Source organism: Synergistota bacterium (assembly GCA_025060595.1).
Lineage (GTDB): Bacteria > Synergistota > GBS-1 > GBS-1 > GBS-1 > 42-11.
The window spans coordinates 14842-31476 of sequence record JANXBX010000012.1 but is presented as its reverse complement, the minus strand read 5'-3'; the positions used below and the strand labels follow the sequence as shown (position 1 = coordinate 31476).

The window sequence follows — 16635 nt, the reverse complement described above, 5'->3', positions numbered from 1 at the left end:
AAACCTTATACCTTGAAACTCAAGCACCAAAACTACCTCTCATTTAACCTAATCACTCGTTCACCGATTTTAAAAGCTCTAACCCTGCTTATGGAATATAATAAGCTTGCGTAGCCCCTCGCTTCCCTATCCTCCTCCAACCGGAGGAATTATCCTAACCTCCGATCCGGGCGAAACCTCATCATCGAGCATCAAAACCTTACCCTTAGATATCGCTATTCCGAAAAGATCAAGAGGAATGGAGAGTCGAAGCAATATATCCTTAACCCGCAAGGGAGTGCTATCTTCAAGCTCAAAGGCTTTAGCCTCATCATATACAAAGCTTAAAACCCTTATCGCCACCCCCTTCACCTCCTTGAACACCTCAACTAGCCTCTTTAAATTTTATCAAAAGACACGACATTAAATCCAATTAAGCTCAGGATACCTGCAGCTTTTTCCCCGCTTCTATAATATAATATTTCCTGGAGGTTAGCATCATGGCAAAAACACCAGGAATCACATTTAAAACCATTGGAATTATTGGCGGTGGACAGCTAGGTAAAATGTTAGCGATAAGTGCGGCAAAACTGGGCTTTGAGATAGTCTCCCTTGATCCATCAAAGAGCTGTCCTATATCTACTCTCTGTCGAGAGCTAATAACCGGCAGCCTAATGGACGAGGAAAAGATTTTCGAGCTAGCAAAGAAAAGCGATCTAATAACCTTTGAAATAGAGCATATAAACGTGGAAGCTTTAAAGAAACTCATAGACTTAGGATACCAAATTCATCCTTCTCCATTAATCTTAGAGATCGTAAAAGATAAGCTCAAGCAAAGAGAATATCTTAAATCCAATGGGTTCCCGGTCCCCAACTTTAAATACATAGGGATAGAAGAAATTAAATTACTAAAACCGCCCTTCGTTCAAAAAGCGAGGACTGGTGGCTATGACGGAAGAGGCGTAGCTGTAATAAAAGATAAGAAGGACCTTTCAAAACTTCTGGTTACGGACTCGTATGTAGAGGACTTCATTGAAATAGAAAAAGAGATAGCTTCATTGGTAGTAAGAAACTCGAGAGGGGAAATAGCGAGTTACCCTGTGGTGGAGATGATCTTTGATCAAGAGGCAAACATATTAGACATGTTGATTTCACCTGCAGAGTTACCACCTGAAATATCTAAGGAGGCTATAAACATGGCTAAAGAGCTAATTAAAACGATGGATGGAATTGGAGTATTTGCGATAGAGATGTTTCTATCTAAAGATGGAAGGATATTTATAAATGAGATCGCCCCCAGAGTACATAACTCAGGACATCATACTATAGAATCTTGTTTGACAAGCCAATTTGAACAACACATAAGAGCAATAACAAGCCTACCCTTAGGAAGCACAAGGCAGATTATGCCAGCCGCCATGATTAACCTTCTTGGGGAACCTGGCTATAGGGGGAAACCCATAGTTATCGGTCTCGAGGAGGCGCTTAGTATACCGGGAGTAAACGTTCACATATATGGAAAAAGCGAAACAAGGCCTTATAGAAAGATAGGACATGTTACCATAGTAGGAGACACCATTGAGGAGGTTAAGCAAAAAGCCAAAATCGTTAGAGAAAAACTAAAAGTAATAGGAGATGAGAAATATGAGTAAATTACCTAAAGAGCCTATTGTAGGTATCATAATGGGAAGCGATTCAGACCTGGCAATAATGAAAGATGCAGCTAAGGTCCTAGAGGAATTTGGGATCCCCTTCGAGATAACGATCGTTTCAGCTCATAGGACACCGGAAAGGATGTTCGAATATGCAAAAAGCGCCGAAAAGAGAGGCATAGAGGTTATCATTGCAGGAGCCGGGGGAGCAGCACACTTACCTGGGATGACCGCTTCACTCACCACCTTGCCAGTTATAGGAGTTCCCGTGAAGGGATCCTCCCTTGACGGGCTTGACTCCCTTTTATCTATCGTACAGATGCCAAAAGGGATCCCAGTTGCAACGGTCGCTATAAACAACGCATATAATGCTGGTATACTAGCGGTTAGAATCCTATCCGTAAAGTACCCAGAGCTTAGAGAAAAGCTCGCAGAGTATCACTCAAGAACACACAAAGAGGTTCTTGAAAAGGCTAAGAAGGTAGAGGAAAACTACAAAAGTTACGAACCAAGGTAGGTGAAAGGGAATGGAAGCTTTAAAGATAGAGGAACTCCTAAGAAAACTAATAAATGGAAAAGTAAAAGATTTTAAGCTGATAGATCCTAAAGAGGTAGTTACCGCTGAGTGGGTTCGCCTGAAATGCCAATATGGATGCGATGGATATGGATTATGTTTGACCTGTCCTCCTCATAGCCCGGAGCCATCAAAAACCAGGAAAATTCTCGATTCCTATAAGGTTGCAGCCTTGCTTTGGCAACCAGAGGGATGGCAGAGCTTAAGAAAGGTTTGCACGGAGCTTGAAAGAGAACTATTTTTATCTGGCTACTATAAGGCCTTTGCTATGCCATCAGGACCGTGCGAGCTTTGCGAGCCATGCCCACTTAAATACCCATGTAATCACTCAGAGCTCGCCCGACCATCTATGGAGGCATGCGGAATAGATGTTTACGCGACTGTAAGAAAGTTCGGCTTCCCGATAGAGGTCGTGAGAGATAAAACATGTAAGGCCAACTATTATGGGTTAATCCTAATAGAGTGAAAAGAATGAAGATCCTTAAGGCTTTAATTCTAACGGGGATTTTATTAGCAACCTCGGGAGCGCTCGCTTTAGAGATACTAATTGATTACCCAATACATGAAATACTAAATGCAGATCTTTCGCCAAAGGGATCCCTTCTTGCCACATCTCACAAGGGGAACTTTATAGAGATAAGGTCTATCAATCCCTCTTACCTTGATGGAAGGCTTTACTCCCAGGAAGGAGATGAGATAGAGGAGCTTTACTTTATAGACGAGACTAAGCTTTTAGCTATAAGGGAAAAGGGGGTAGAGCTTTGGGAAAGGAAAGGAGTAAAAAGGTGGAACTTAGAGTTAAGATTAGATAGGGAAAGAGGAACCCCTGTGGCTTACGGTAAAGGGCTAATAGCCTACATGCCCTCCTACGAGGAAGTAGAAATTTACGACGTGAGAGAAAAAGGGAAGATCTTGACCGTAAAGGAGAAGCTTTACGACATTAAAGCTCTCTCCCTCTCTAGGGATGGAGAGATGCTTTTAGTAGTAATTAAAAGCGGTGAGGTCTTAGCATACTCAATTAAAAAAGAAGGCAACCCTTTAGAGCTCGGTAAAATTAAAGACTATAATGAAATAAAAGATGGAAGAGCGCTTATTCTTCAAGATAGAAAGGTCAAACTAGTAGACCTAGGAAGCCTTTCAACTATACATGAGCTTAAGGTCAAGGAAAAGATCGAAAGGGCAACCTTAAGGGATGATCTTCTCCTTATTCTTTCACCTAAAGGGAAAGCCTCTCTCTTCAAACTTAGAGAGGGAAATTACACCCTTGAGAGGGAGATCCAAGATCTTAAGGGCTTGAAGTTTAAGCTTAGCTCCAAAGGGATTTTAATCTGGAACGAGGAAGGAATAACATTAAACGGAGAGCCTTTGATATCGATTCATAAAGCCTTAAAAACAAAGGATTTTGCTCTTGAAGGAGAAAAGCTTGCTCAAGTGGGAGATAACTTTGCCATAGTCTGGGACCTAAGGAGATTTTCCCCAGAGCTTTTCTTCAAAGGAGAGGCCTTCCTTGAAGATGGAAAGCTCTACCTTAAAGATAAGGGGAAATACATATATTACGATTTAAAGAAGGGGGAAAGCGGGGAAATTAAAGAGGAGGGAAAGGATAAGGAGATAATATTAAGCGAAGAAAGGCTCCTTTTAAGAAGCGATGGGCTTTATGATTCAGAAACGAAAGAAAAGATACTAGATTTAAGAGACAAAAGGCTCTTCCTTTTCAAAGATATGGCATCTTTAGTTATTCCTCAAAAGGGAGAAGTGATTATCTATAAGCTTAAGGGAAGAGTAGCTAAGAGATTAAAAATCCCATACAAAGATGCCTTCGCAGATGAAGAAAGGGGATTAATCGCTTTTATATCTCCTGATGAGCTTAGCTTTTCCATTTTTAACCTTAAGGATGAAAGCGAAAGAGAGCTAACGGAAGAGAAGCTTGGTAAGATCAAAGAGGTGATATTTTTCAGCGAGGCCATCTTGACCTTGGGGGAAAATGGAATCGCGATCTTTAATGAAAGGGGAGAAAAACTGCTATTTGAGGAAATGAAAGGAATAGAAAAGCTCACAAAAGTTGATGATGAAAGGGCCTTTATATCCCGTAAAGATGGAACGCTCTGGCTTTATTCGATTAAAAGAAGGAGACCTTTAATCTACCATAATCTAAACGGAATAGCGAAAAAAGCTACTTTAAGCGGAAACAAAATAGTGGCTCTCCTTGAAACCGGAGAGCTTTACGTTTTATCCTCGAGAAACTTAACCCCATGGCTCTGCTTTTTACCTTTTTCCTCTGAAGATTGGATGGTAATATCCTCTGGTAACTACTTCAACTCCTCTTTAAAGGCTCTATCAAGGGTGCTTTGGCTTGATGGCAGAAACATATACCCAGGAGAAAGGGGATTAGAAAAGTATAAAAACCCAAGCGGTTTAAGGAGGATCTGGAATGAGCTATAATTTGCCGGAAACTATACTTAAGGGTAAAAGGTATTACTTACCCGGAGAAAAAAGCTATGAAGAGCTTTGCCGAAGAGTGGCAAGGTGGCTTGCAACAGCTGAAGCGATCTTAAGAGAAAGCGAAAGGGAAGCATCAATTTGGGAGGAGAGGTTTTTCACCTTATTCAAGGAAAAGCTTTTTCTCGGAAACTCCCCCTTGCTCTTTAATGCTGGGATAGGATGCTTGCTTAAAGGCAAGTGCGAATTGCTCTATAAAGGAAAGCCCACATTAAGCGATTATAAGGAAATATATAAAAATAGAATAGAGGGAGAATCTGGATCGGCTTGCTTTGTAGTTCCTATTGGTGATAGCTTGGAAGAGATATACGATGCTTTAAGAGCTCAAGGATTAATATTTAAAACAGGTGGAGGAGTGGGAATAGATTTCTCCCCCTTGAGGCCGTCGGGGGATAGCGTTAAGGAGGTCTCTGGGGCCGCCTCTGGACCAATTGAGTTCATGAAGCTTTTCGATCTCAATACGGAGGTTATAAAATCCGGTTATAGAAGAAGAGGAGCAAACATGGGGATCTTAAGCGCTAATCACCCTGACATAATAAGCTTTATAAGGGCCAAGTCTGATGAAAGGGCCTTCAAGAACTTTAACCTATCGATTAAGATAAACTCTCGATTCATGGAATCGGTTTTAAGAAAAGAGCCATGGGATCTTGTAAACCCAAGAAACGGAAGCGTATGGAAAAGGGTTAAAGCGAGTGAGCTCTTCGATGAGATAGTTAACCAAGCGTGGGAAACTGGAGATCCAGGCTTAATCTTTATAGATAGGATAAATCTATTTAATGATCTACCTGGATATTCAAGGATAGAGGCGACAAATCCCTGCGGTGAGGAGCCACTGCATCCCTGGGGCTCTTGCAACTTGGGCTCGATAGACATTGCCAAATTCTCAGATAAAGATGAAATAAACTGGAACGAGCTTGGTGAAACCGTGAAAGTAGCTGTAAGAGCGTTAAACGCAGTTATAGATATGAGCTTATACCCATTGTCCCAGATAGATAAATACGCAAGAGGAGCAAGACCGATAGGTCTGGGAATTATGGGTTTCGCTCATGCTTTAGCAAAGCTTGGAATAAGCTACGATTCTGAGGAAGCCATAAGGCTATTAAAAAAGATACTATCTTTTATATACTATGTGGCCCGATCTTACTCAAACGAGCTCTCTTTAAGATTTGGCAGCTTCCCACTATTTGATAAATCTATATATAAGATAAGTAAGAGATTACCTATAGCCTGGGAAGAGGAGGAAGATAGAGAAGTAAAAGAGTTCTGGAAGGAAATGAAAATCGATTGGGAAAATCTCTCTAAACAGACGTGTGAGGGAACCTTTAACTCCCGAATCCTAACGATAGCACCGACGGGAACCATATCCATGATCGCGGAAACCTCTTCGGGGATAGAGCCCATCTTCAGCAGAAACTATAAAAGAAGAGTAGAAATAAACGGTGAGGAAAAGATCATTGACATAGAGGATCCATCCTTAAGATGCTTAAGCGATGAGAAAAGAGCAACCGTCAAAACAGCTCATGAAATTGATCCTCAAGCTCATGTTAAGGTCCTCGCCTCAGCACAAAGATATGTAGATGCCGGTGTATCTAAAACGGTTAACATTAAAGAGGAAGCCTCTAAGGAGAACGTAAGGGAGATCTTTCTTTCAGCCTGGAGCCTCGGATGCAAGGGAATAACGGTCTATAGAGATAGATCTAAAAGAAAACAAGTTATAACCTGCAGCTGTGAGATACAGAAAAAATAGGAGGAATATAGTCTTCCAATCTAACAAACCTATATCCTCTTAAGCGTAGCTCCTTAACGATCATAGGTAGCGCATCACCTGTTGAATATCCTCTACCATTCGCATGAAATATTAATATGCTACCAGGCTTTGTATTTTTTAAAACGTGCGATGTAAGCATCTCAGGCGTTATCCTCCTATCTGGATCCCCACTTGCAAAGCTCCAATGAATAACCCTATATCCCAGGCTTTCAACCACCTTAAGCGAACGCTCATCGTAATTACCTGCAGGAAACCTAAAGTAAATGGGCTTTTTATTAACCGCCTCGAGGATCAGTCTCTCGTTTCTTTTAACATCCCTCTCTATTTCATCGGGACTTAATCTCTCCATATTCTGAACGTGAAGATACGAATGATTTTGGAGGCTCATTAGTCCGGTTTTATATACTTTCCTTATTTCCTCCATGTTTCTTTCTAGGAACTTTCCGCTCACAAACAAGGTAAAAGGGATCTTTTCCCCAATGAGGAAGTTAACTATCTTCCAGTCAAGATAAGATGGAGTCTTGGTTTCACAAGCATCAAAAGTGAGAGCAACCACTCTTTCATAGGTAGGTAATCGGGTTATGACCTCGGATCCCGCATCCCGTATGAAAAGAAAGATTAAAAGAGCTATACCTAAAGCCTTAGCCTTCATACATAAAAAATATAAAGGGTTGAGAGCTTAAGCTCCCAACCCTTTGAGAGATCCCTATTGCTGGCCTATGCCGTAATAGAGCGTAGTGGTAGTTCCAGTAGCATATTGAACGGCTCCGCTTGTGGCACTCTCAGTCCCGTCAAGGTCAACATCTATCTTCTTAGCCACCTCGATGGGAACAGTTGCAACGCTAACAAATAAGGAATAGTTCACACCAGTATATAGACCAGTCGGCTTCGTTTTAGTCAAACTATAGTTACCCCAAGGAGACTTGGTAGGTAGCTTCTCAAGATAAGGGCCATCCCATCCAGTTACAGAAGAGGTAATAAGGTCTTGGAGCTGGTTTGGCCAATCACCCACGTCGATGTAATAAGCCAAAGCTCCGCTCTTAATAGCGTGTAAATCAGCCTCACATCTCGCTATTTTAGCCCTCTCGATAGCATTAAAAGCATTAGGAGTAATTATCGCTACAAGTATACCTATTATGGCTATAACAACCAGAAGCTCAACAAGCGTAAAACCCTTTTTCTTCCCTTTCTTCAACTATATCACCCCCTTAGTATAAAAACTTATTTTCCTATCGTGACTCTATAATATCCCCACAGCCAACTGCTTGCCGGGTTATTTCCAGGATTTCTAACCCTATAATTTCCCGTGTTAGGATTCCCATCGTCTATGGTTTTATCTATAAGAAGATGAACCCACCTTCTATCCTCAAGTCCAAGATCAAGGATCCCTATCTCTATGCAAGGCTCATAACCTCTACCAAAGTTATAACCATGCTCACCTGTAGGATAAGGATATCCTGGTGATTCCCACGTCCCTTCCCATTGATAGCCAGACTCCCTATTGACCGGATCCCTAACGCAAAACGGGTTTTTAGGCCATTTTTCAAGATAAGGGCCCCTCCATCCAGAGACGTTAGCCCTATTTTCCAAAAAGTCAAGACCATGGTAGGGAACATTATGAACCGTGTAACAATCATCGTCAGGAGGGAAAAGTCCAGTATCAGTGTAATAAATTAAGGCCGCAGACTTAACAGCATATATATCGGCTAAAACTCGAGATACTTTACTTTTAATAATAGCCCTATGAAAGCTCGGATAAAGCATAGCTAAAAGGGCACCCACTATCGCTATTACCACTAAAAGCTCAACCAGAGTAAAAGCCTTTCTCTTGAGGAAAGCGAGATCACCCACCTACTTGTATTTTAAAGAAATAGTAACATAAATTTACGGTAATTTCAAGATAATAAACTATTTTTTTAGAGCCTATTAAGCCACCTTTCGTAAGCCTTTTTATAGTAACTTAAAAGCGGTTCACTTGGAGAATATCTTTTAAGCTCGTGAGAAAACGCCTCTAGGTTAATCGAATTAAGGTTTCCATCGCTTAAAAAGTAAAGTATAGCTCCCAAGGCAGCACCTTGACGCTGGCTTTGAACCACTATCTCATGCTCGAATATGGATGAAAGCATCCTCATCCAGATATCGGCTTGAGTTAAGCCCCCTGTAGCAACAACCTTCCTTAGGGTCCTGGGTATCTTTTTAACAGTATCGAACACGCGCTTAAGGTTGAACGCTATGCCCTCTAGAACTGCCCTTGCAACTTGAGCCTCTGTGGTTGAGCTTGTGAGGTTATCAAATCTCGCCCGAGGAACGGGATCAAACTTGGGGAACCTTTTCCCAAAAATGAAAGGGTAAAATAAAACAGGGTTATCTAAATTAGCCTCTATATCTCTTTCAACCATATTAATTATCTCAGGGTAACTTCTCTTTGAGAAGAGCTTAACATACCAGTCAAATACATAGCCTCCATTCTTTATAGCTACTCCAGAGAGATAAAGCTTTTCATCCAAGAGGTAGCACCAGACACCAGGAGCAGGATACTCACTAGGGGGATTCTCTACTATAGCTCTAATAGCAGCGCTACTACCAACGGAAACGGTAATAGAGTCTTCAATACCTGCTCCAGCCCCTATGCTCGAAGCTGCCGCATCGGAAAACCCCAGGATCACTGGGGTTCCTTCAGGCAAACCGGTCCTTAAAGAGGCCTCTTTACTTAAGGCCAAGACCTCTAAAGGATTAGACAGCTCAGGAAACTTATCACTTTCAACCTTTACAAGCTCCCATAGAACATCATAACACCATTCTTTCCTCCTTATATCCAAACAGGCGCTTCCGGAGGCAACGCTTATATCACTTAGCAGATAACCTGTGAGCTTGTAAACTATATAATCCTTCTGAGATACTATCTTTAATGCTACCTTTAAGATCTCAGGCTCATTATCATAAAACCAAAGAAGCTTGTAAAAGGGATAAACAGTCGCTGGAGGACAACCCGTCCTATGGTGAAGCTCTGAAGTTAAAGCTTCATCTTTTAGTGTTCTTTCTACCTGAGGAACGGTCCTTTCATCAAGCCAGGGAACGATATTAGTAATGGGCTTAAGATCGCTATCAAGGAAAAGAATAGTATGTAAGGCCGAATCTAAAACTATAGCATCTATATCTTTAAATCTCTCACTAACCTTCCTTAAGGCATTAAATACCGCATCTTCAACCTCTTTAGGGTCTTGCTCAAACCTTCCAGGACCAAGAGACTTAGGCTCATAGTGAAAGCCCTCGTCCATCTCTATGGAGCTCTTTGAAGAATCATAAGCTACAACCTTAAGCCCTGTAGTTCCTATATCAAGCCCGACGCAGATCCCCATATTTTAAGCACCTCCAAAGCTCCTAGACCGCTGTTGAGCCGCCATCGATGTTTATTATGCTACCCGTCATGAAGCCAGCCTCATCACAAGCGGCAAAAAGAATTGCAAAAGCTATCTCCTCTTCCTTCCCAAGGCGCTTCATAGGTATCCTCGAAACGATTCTATTAACCATCCCTTCAGGATCAGGCGAAGCCTTAATTCTCTCTGCCAAACCCCGAGAATGAGTAGTACCAGGGCAAATTGCGTTAACCCTTATCCCATAGCCAACATAATCAACCGCCAAAGACCTAGTCAAACCCAAAAGGGCAGCCTTGGAAATGCTATAAACGCACCTCTTAGGGATGCCAACAAGCCCAACCTCAGAAGAAACATTAACTATAACCCCTCCACCTTGGCTCTTCATATAAGGGATAGCGTATTTTGAAAGAAGAAAAGGCCCCTTCACATTCACATCCATTGTTTTTTCAAACTGTTCTTCCGTAGCCTCCTCAGCATCTCCGTATAAAACTATCCCAGCATTGTTAACAAGGATATCAATTCTACCGAAAGCCTCTATAGTTTTTTCGACTATCCTTTTGGCATCCTTGGATACATCACCAGGAATAAATATAGCCTCTCCTCCTACCTTCTTTATCTCTTCAACCACTTCCTTACCTCTTTCCTCGGAAGTACCGTTTACCGCCACCTTTGCCCCTCTTTCTGCGAACATAATGGCGGCCTTACGCCCTATACCAGATGTTGCACCAGTTATTAACACTACTTTACCTTTAAAATTCATGCTTAAAACCTCCTCTCATCCAAAAAGAAGATTGGGTAAGAAAAGAACAAGCTGAGGGAAAAACATTAAAACTATTATCACAGCAACAACAGCTATAAAGAATGGGAAAGAAGCCATCGTATACTCCTCTATAGAAGCCCCAAGGATAGAACATCCTGCATACATAGAGGCCCCTACAGGCGGAGTTTGATTACCCATAGCTGCAGATATTATAAAAACAAGCCCAAAGTGAACCGGATCTAAGCCAACTCTCTTGGCTACAGGAAGAAAAACCGCTGTCAACATAAGTATCAAAGCTGTTGCATCTACAAAAAGGCCAGCGAATATAAGGAAACCTACTATCATAAACATCAAAACGATAGGATTATCGCTTATACCAAGCAAGAAATCAGCAAGAATTTCAGGAGTCTTCTCCCAAACCATGCCATAGCTAAATATGGCTGACATTGCAAGTATGTACATTACACTTCCCACATCGCCAATAGAGTCATCCAGCGTCCGAGTCAAGAAGGTTCTTAGATCAAGCTCTCTATAAAATAGGAACCCCAAAATCAAACCGTATATCACTGCAAAGGAACCGACCTCAGATGGCATAAATACTCCTGCCCTTAAGCTGAAGATAAGGAATACCGGAAAGAGCACCGCCCAGAAGCTCTTTCCAAAAGCTCTTGCCACCTCAACAAAAGGAGCACGTCTCTCCTTCTCCGGCTTTAAACCCATACGAATAGCAGAGATCCATATAGCGATCATGAAAGCAACCATCAAGAGAAGTCCAGGAACGATACCTGCTGCAAATAGCCTACCGATCGAGACTTGACCTATGGTTCCGTAAATAATGAAAGCTATACCCGGAGGAATAATAGGGGTAATCAGAGACGTCCAAACGTTGACAGCCACAGCAAAGCCCTTCGGATATCCCCTTTTAAGCATCTCCGGCCCTAACATCCTCGTTTCCATAGCCGCATCGGCAATGCTTGAGCCAGAAACTCCTCCCATCAAGGTTGAAAGAACCGCTGAAACCTGAGCTAACCCTCCTCTCATGTGGCCAGTTAAAGAGGAAGCAAAGCTCATAAGCCTGCTTGTTACACCTGCATAATTCATTACATTACCGGCTAAAATGAAAAGAGGAATAGCTAGAAGAGTAAAGTTTTGCGTCTGCGAAAGGCTAACTTGTATAGGAATAGTAATAGGAAGCTCAGGATGTTGGAGGAACCACAAAAACCCAGATATTCCTATAGCGAAAGCTACGGGCATTCCCATAATCAAAAAGGCAATAAATGCTATTATAACGATGAGCATTCCGGTTTACCTCCTTTAAGCTCCTGAAGAATCTTCAGTATTGTGGTCCTCAAGGTAAGCGCCGCACCAATCGGAACGCTAACGTTAACCCAAGAGTAGCTAAAGCCATGTATACCTGCAAAGGTTCTAAACCTTGTCGTGTATGTAAGGTGAAACCCCCATATCACCATATAGATCAAAAAGCCACAAATTATCAGGTAGTTTAAGATCCTTATCTTCCTTTGGTCCTTTTCCGAAAGCCGCTTTAAAAAGATATCAACACACATAAGCTTGTTCTCCCTCCAAGCTATGTCAACAGCGAAAAAGCATGCCCAGGCAAAAGCAAAAGTGCTTAGATCAACCGCCAAGTTCATAGGCCTACCCAAGAACCTTGCTATTCCAGAGACAAATATAAGAATTATCATTAGAATTATTAAAATCTTAGTGGTTACCCTTTCAAATTTAAGAAGCGCTCTATCAAACCTTTCCAACACAAACGATCACCTCACAAGTAGATGCTAAAAAGGGGACCAACCTATCCAAACCCCAGGTTGGCCCCCTTTTGAATACCAAACCTTTATTTACCCTTGACTTCCTTCAAAAGCTTATCTCTTGCATCGAGTAGCTTAAGAACCTTGTAAGCCTCTTCTCCAGCTTTCATAAAGGCCGGTATATCCGGATCGGTTATAACCTGAACACCCTTGCTTATTACCTCTTGCTTAAACTTCTCGTTAAGCTCCTTCATTATCTTGTAAGATGTCTCAACTCCAGCCTTGTCACACTCATCAACCATCACTTTCTGATATTCTGGTGGAAGGGTGTTAAACCACTTGGAGCTAACGACCTCGAAGTTAATTAAAAGAATATGACCCGTCTCAGAAGCATGCTTCAAAACCTCGTAAAGCTTGCCTCCAACGATGTTAGCGTAAACAAGCTCCGCTCCATCTACAGCCTTGGTTTGGATAGCAGTGTAAATCTCACCAAACTTAATAGCTACAGGCTGAGCGCCAAGAGCCCTAACAGATTCCTGCCATATAGGAGTCCCAGGAGTCCTAATCCTTAAGCCTTTTAAGTCCTCAGGCTTCCTTATAGGCTTGTTAGTGAAAAAGTGCCTATAACCCTGAACCCACTTAAAGGAAACGACTTTGAAGCCAAACTTCTCCTCAAGATCCTTAAGCCAAGCCTGCATAGTAGGAGCCTGCCTTATCTTGGTTAAAACATCCATTACCTCCTCAGGAGTCTTAGCGCCAAAATAATTAATGAAGTATGGAGCATTCATAACAGCTATATCTGGAACGTACATTCCCATTCTTGCTGAGTCCGTGTTCTGACCTATGTTGGCACCAGCCCTTATCTGCTCAAGGATATCCTCCTCAACTCCAAGCTGAGCACTGTGGTAAACTTCAATCTTAAGATCGCCCTTCGTCTTTTCCTCTACCGCCTTAGCCCAGTTCGTGAATCCCTCATGATAAGGCTCGGTAGGCGCTAGAACGTGGTTGAACTTCAGGGTAAACTTTGGAGCAGCAAAGGCAGATCCCGCAAGTAGAATGACCAATGATACCGCAAGAAGCTTACTTACTAATCCTCTCATAATACCTCACACCTCCCTATGAATTTAATTTACAAGGGGCAATAACTCCCCACCAAACTTACAAACAACAATCTCCTGAGGACCAACCAAGCTTTGCGCTATCTTTAGAGCTTCATCAACGTTTGAAGCGGGAATAAAGCCAAGCCTTTTAGCGGTCTCAGAATCTATGCCAGGAGAGACCAAAATTCCCTTACCCTTATCCCTTATAACTCGTCCCACATGTACAAGGTGAGCTGCAACGATGAGGTTAGTAAGTTCACCTGACGAAACGAGCCCTTTCACATCCTCATATCCCCTATATCCGTATTTAACTATTAACTCTCCAAATTCAACGCCAACTCCCTCAGGGCACGGAGTAACAAGAATAATAACCCCATCCTTTTCAAGAATAAGATCACCAGAGTAAATCCCTTTAGCCGCCTGCCAAAGCTCCAAATCAGCAGGGTAAGAATCGGTTAAAACTATTTTCGATGTTGGCGATTTCACACCGTAAATTCCGCGAGCAAATTCAGCCGCTTCCTTAAAAGTGGGTATAGGGTCCCCCACAAACACCTTGATCGGCCTACCGCTCTTGTCAGGAATGACATTTATTATGAAACTAAGGTTTGCAGCTTTAGCCACAGCTTCTATCTCATCCCTAACGGGATTAAACACCTTTCCAAGAATATCCTTACCCTCAAACTGAGCGCTTAGCCAGTGAGTCTGACCTGTGGTTTCCTCGCCGGATATCCCAGGCTGAACGATCTTCCCCCCTCCGCTAAAGCCAGAAACTCTATGAGGAACAACCATACCTATACCTATAATTAGATCGTTTTCCAAAACAAGCCTATTAACGACAACGGGTGTTCCATTTGGAGTTGTACCTATGTGAACCACATCAGTTTTATAGTTATGAAATACCACCCTTACTCTTTTAAGAGCCTCCTCACCATACTTTTTAACCTGCTCAGATAAAGTCATGTGACGATGAGTTCCGGTAGCAACAAGGATAGTTACATTCTCATCTTTTATACCTATGCGGTTTACCAAGTTTAAAAAAGAAGGCAATATCCAAGAAACCGGCGTCTGCCTAGTTATATCATCAACAAGAAGAAGGATCTTTTTAACCCCATTAAGCTTGGGAATAAGGCGCTCCTCAAGAAGAACATTCAACTCTTTTTCAAAATCCTTAAGCTCCATACCATGCAAATGGCTCGGCTCAAGGACAGCCTTAACCCTATCATCGGGTACAAATCCTTCAGCAAAATCATAGTACTTAACTTTCATTTTAATACCTCCTTATTCACCACATACTGCAATGGCCTACCATTAAAAAAGTCAACCACCGACTGAGCAGACATCATGTTCATCCTATAAACTGCCTCTATCGAGTGTGCCCCCACATGAGGAGTAGTAATCAAGTTCTCGCAACTAAAGAGGGGAGATTCAGGGCTTGGTGGTTCCTCCTCGAATACATCAAGAGCTGCACCACTAATCCAACCCTCCTTAAGAGCCTTAGCTAAAGCATTTTCATCAACAATTCCACCTCTTGCAGTGTTTATCAAGAAAGCGCTCCTCTTCATAGATCTAATCTCCCTCTCCCCTATAATCCCTCTTGTTTCATCTGTTAGGGGAACATGAAGGGAGAGAAAATCAGACTCTTTAAGGAGATCCTCAAAGCTAACCATCTTAGCTCCCATCCTAGCAACCTCTTCCTCAGAAATATAAGGATCATACGTTATCGTTCTCATACCAAGACATAAAGCTCTCTTATTAACCTCTTTAGCTATAGCACCAAAACCGAGAAGCCCTAACGTTTTACCCCTTACCTCAACGCCAACAACCCCAGACCACTCTTTCTTCTGAAACAGATTTAAATGGCACTTAATCAATCCCCTAGCTAAGGCAAATATAAAAGCTATCGTAAGCTCAGCAACAGATTCGGAATTTGCCCCTTGTGTCACGGTCACAGGAATACCTAACTCTGTTGCAGCTTTTAGATCTATATTATCCACACCAACCCCGTGCTTGGCTATTATCCTAACTCGGGAGGATGAAAGCATCTCTCTCGTAACCTTCGGGGTCCCAACTATAAGAGCATCAGCATCCTTTAATGCTGAGGGTAATTCCTTTTCTTCACATCTCACAATCTCAAAGCCGTGCCTCTTCAAAAACTCAATAGGCTCTTGAGAATATCTGCCGAAGGTTCGTGCCGCAACCACAACCCTCCTCATCGAGGTTCGCCCCCTCCCCAAAAAGCTATCTCTGGTATAGTGGTCTAACCATCTCTATCATACATGTAAAAGCACTTAAAGTCAACATTCAAAATAGTTGGAAATTATAGAGAGGATCTTTACTTAAACTTTACTTCCAAACCATTTTTTTCCTTACTATTAATATTCTTGAAACAAAAGGCCACCCTCTCCATAAGCTTTGACAAGTGGACTCTCATAGTTTCTTGAGCTTTAGATGGATCTCCATCTTTTATAGCCTCATAAATTTGAATATGATCTCCCTCAGCGCTTTTAACTATATCACTCAGCCATGCTCCAAATTGCATCACACTGAAACACTTTTCGCTCAAAACCCTTTGCAAGCCTTCAAGAACCTTGCTCCTTCCCACCTCAGCTATAGTCGCATGAAAAGCCAAATCGAGCTCTAGCTTTTTCAACGTTCCCCTCGTGCCCTTAAGATAGCTATCTAAGGAGCTTTTAAGCTTAAAAAGATCCTCTTCGGTACGTCTTTTAGCAGCTAATGCCGCAAGCTCGCACTCAACTGCCATCCTCGCTTCAATTACATCCATTATCTCCTGCTCCTTCAAAACAACAAGATGCTTAATAGAGTTATGAATAAGCGAAAGATTGATGTCATCCGAGATGTAATTCCCCTTCCCCCATTTCTTCTGGACTATACCAAGCAAAGCTAATCCGGAGATGGCCTCACGCACTACCACTCTGCTAACGTTAAACATCCTAGCAAGATCCCTTTCAGAAGGAAGAGGAGACCCTGGCGGCAACCTTCCCCTAGATATAGAGGATATTATCTGATTGATCACTTCTACAGACGTCCTAAACTTCTGAATCTCATTAAACACCTTCCATACCTCCACTTTCTAATAATTATACTTCTCCTTTTTGAGTATATCATATTTGTCAACAGATTAAAATTCACCAAAAGC

The 16635-nt window shown here is 42.1% G+C and carries 17 protein-coding genes; 5 read left to right on the top strand and 12 right to left on the bottom strand.

All coding sequences use genetic code 11. The annotated features are described in order from the left end of the window. Window positions 1-126: 126 nt before the first annotated feature. Window positions 127-342, bottom strand: coding sequence for a MoaD/ThiS family protein (locus NZ900_08050; GenBank protein ID MCS7234034.1), 216 nt, complete (start codon window positions 340-342; stop codon window positions 127-129). Between the two features lie 137 nt (window positions 343-479). On the opposite strand from NZ900_08050, the gene NZ900_08045 reads away from it, so the two are divergent. From NZ900_08045 to NZ900_08025, 5 genes are read left to right on the top strand one after another with little or no spacing between them, the layout of a single operon-like run. Next, entirely contained in the window at window positions 480-1631 is a 1152-nt protein-coding gene (locus tag NZ900_08045) for a 5-(carboxyamino)imidazole ribonucleotide synthase (GenBank protein ID MCS7234033.1), read from the top strand. Further along, window positions 1615-2148, top strand: a complete 534-nt coding sequence (gene purE / locus NZ900_08040; protein ID MCS7234032.1) for a 5-(carboxyamino)imidazole ribonucleotide mutase — start codon at window positions 1615-1617, stop codon at window positions 2146-2148. The genes NZ900_08045 and purE overlap by 17 nt, the downstream gene beginning before the upstream one ends. A 10-nt stretch (window positions 2149-2158) precedes the next feature. Beyond that, window positions 2159-2671 carry a DUF2284 domain-containing protein gene (locus NZ900_08035; protein ID MCS7234031.1) on the top strand — a complete coding sequence of 171 codons (513 nt, stop codon included), beginning with the start codon at window positions 2159-2161 and terminating at the stop codon, window positions 2669-2671. 5 nt (window positions 2672-2676) lie between these two features. Further along, window positions 2677-4647, top strand: coding sequence for a hypothetical protein (locus tag NZ900_08030; protein ID MCS7234030.1), 1971 nt, complete (start codon window positions 2677-2679; stop codon window positions 4645-4647). Then, on the top strand, window positions 4637-6451 hold the full coding sequence (locus tag NZ900_08025) for an adenosylcobalamin-dependent ribonucleoside-diphosphate reductase (GenBank protein ID MCS7234029.1): 1815 nt from the start codon (window positions 4637-4639) through the stop codon (window positions 6449-6451). Before NZ900_08030 ends, NZ900_08025 begins: the two co-directional genes overlap by 11 nt. On the opposite strand, the gene NZ900_08020 is transcribed toward NZ900_08025, so the two are convergent. The 11 genes from NZ900_08020 to NZ900_07970 all read right to left on the bottom strand — a co-directional run bounded on the left by NZ900_08020 (window position 6417) and on the right by NZ900_07970 (window position 16551). After that, entirely contained in the window at window positions 6417-7124 is a 708-nt protein-coding gene (locus NZ900_08020) for a polysaccharide deacetylase family protein (GenBank protein ID MCS7234028.1), read from the bottom strand. The genes NZ900_08025 and NZ900_08020 overlap by 35 nt on opposite strands. 54 nt (window positions 7125-7178) lie before the next feature. Further along, a complete protein-coding gene (locus NZ900_08015; protein ID MCS7234027.1) occupies window positions 7179-7667 on the bottom strand; it encodes a prepilin-type N-terminal cleavage/methylation domain-containing protein in 489 nt (162 codons plus the stop codon). 26 nt (window positions 7668-7693) lie between these two features. Then, entirely contained in the window at window positions 7694-8323 is a 630-nt protein-coding gene (locus NZ900_08010) for a prepilin-type N-terminal cleavage/methylation domain-containing protein (protein ID MCS7234026.1), read from the bottom strand. A 65-nt stretch (window positions 8324-8388) separates the two neighbouring features. After that, window positions 8389-9831: a gluconokinase gene (locus NZ900_08005; GenBank protein MCS7234025.1), complete on the bottom strand. Its 1443-nt coding sequence runs from the start codon at window positions 9829-9831 to the stop codon at window positions 8389-8391. Between the two features lie 22 nt (window positions 9832-9853). Continuing rightward, window positions 9854-10609, bottom strand: coding sequence for an SDR family oxidoreductase (locus NZ900_08000; GenBank protein MCS7234024.1), 756 nt, complete (start codon window positions 10607-10609; stop codon window positions 9854-9856). Window positions 10610-10624: 15 nt separating this feature from the next. Beyond that, window positions 10625-11908, bottom strand: a complete 1284-nt coding sequence (locus NZ900_07995; protein ID MCS7234023.1) for a TRAP transporter large permease subunit — start codon at window positions 11906-11908, stop codon at window positions 10625-10627. Beyond that, window positions 11893-12381 (bottom strand): TRAP transporter small permease subunit, encoded by a 489-nt coding sequence (locus NZ900_07990; protein MCS7234022.1) that lies wholly within the window; start codon window positions 12379-12381, stop codon window positions 11893-11895. The genes NZ900_07995 and NZ900_07990 overlap by 16 nt, the downstream gene beginning before the upstream one ends. An 83-nt stretch (window positions 12382-12464) precedes the next feature. Beyond that, window positions 12465-13478: a C4-dicarboxylate TRAP transporter substrate-binding protein gene (locus NZ900_07985; protein ID MCS7234021.1), complete on the bottom strand. Its 1014-nt coding sequence runs from the start codon at window positions 13476-13478 to the stop codon at window positions 12465-12467. 24 nt (window positions 13479-13502) lie between these two features. Beyond that, window positions 13503-14744 carry a nickel-dependent lactate racemase gene (gene larA, locus NZ900_07980; protein ID MCS7234020.1) on the bottom strand — a complete coding sequence of 414 codons (1242 nt, stop codon included), beginning with the start codon at window positions 14742-14744 and terminating at the stop codon, window positions 13503-13505. Beyond that, entirely contained in the window at window positions 14741-15691 is a 951-nt protein-coding gene (locus NZ900_07975; GenBank protein MCS7234019.1) for a phosphoglycerate dehydrogenase, read from the bottom strand. Before NZ900_07975 ends, larA begins: the two co-directional genes overlap by 4 nt. Before the next feature lie 119 nt (window positions 15692-15810). Continuing rightward, complete coding sequence (locus tag NZ900_07970) at window positions 15811-16551, bottom strand: FadR family transcriptional regulator (protein ID MCS7234018.1); 741 nt, start codon at window positions 16549-16551, stop codon at window positions 15811-15813. Window positions 16552-16635 lie beyond the last annotated feature (84 nt).

Bases quoted from the DNA above. Each gene is read 5' to 3' on its own strand.
- NZ900_08035 (MCS7234031.1), top strand. From the start codon at position 2,159: ATGGAAGCTTTAAAGATAGAGGAACTCCTAAGAAAACTAATAAATGGA.
- NZ900_08045 (MCS7234033.1), top strand. From the start codon at position 480: ATGGCAAAAACACCAGGAATCACATTTAAAACCATTGGAATTATTGGC.
- NZ900_08000 (MCS7234024.1), bottom strand. From the start codon at position 10,609: ATGAATTTTAAAGGTAAAGTAGTGTTAATAACTGGTGCAACATCTGGT.
- NZ900_08030 (MCS7234030.1), top strand. From the start codon at position 2,677: ATGAAGATCCTTAAGGCTTTAATTCTAACGGGGATTTTATTAGCAACC.
- larA (MCS7234020.1), bottom strand. From the start codon at position 14,744: ATGAAAGTTAAGTACTATGATTTTGCTGAAGGATTTGTACCCGATGAT.
- NZ900_08020 (MCS7234028.1), bottom strand. From the start codon at position 7,124: ATGAAGGCTAAGGCTTTAGGTATAGCTCTTTTAATCTTTCTTTTCATA.
- NZ900_07975 (MCS7234019.1), bottom strand. From the start codon at position 15,691: ATGAGGAGGGTTGTGGTTGCGGCACGAACCTTCGGCAGATATTCTCAA.
- NZ900_07995 (MCS7234023.1), bottom strand. From the start codon at position 11,908: ATGCTCATCGTTATAATAGCATTTATTGCCTTTTTGATTATGGGAATG.
- NZ900_08025 (MCS7234029.1), top strand. From the start codon at position 4,637: ATGAGCTATAATTTGCCGGAAACTATACTTAAGGGTAAAAGGTATTAC.
- NZ900_07985 (MCS7234021.1), bottom strand. From the start codon at position 13,478: ATGAGAGGATTAGTAAGTAAGCTTCTTGCGGTATCATTGGTCATTCTA.
- purE (MCS7234032.1), top strand. From the start codon at position 1,615: ATGAGAAATATGAGTAAATTACCTAAAGAGCCTATTGTAGGTATCATA.
- NZ900_08005 (MCS7234025.1), bottom strand. From the start codon at position 9,831: ATGGGGATCTGCGTCGGGCTTGATATAGGAACTACAGGGCTTAAGGTT.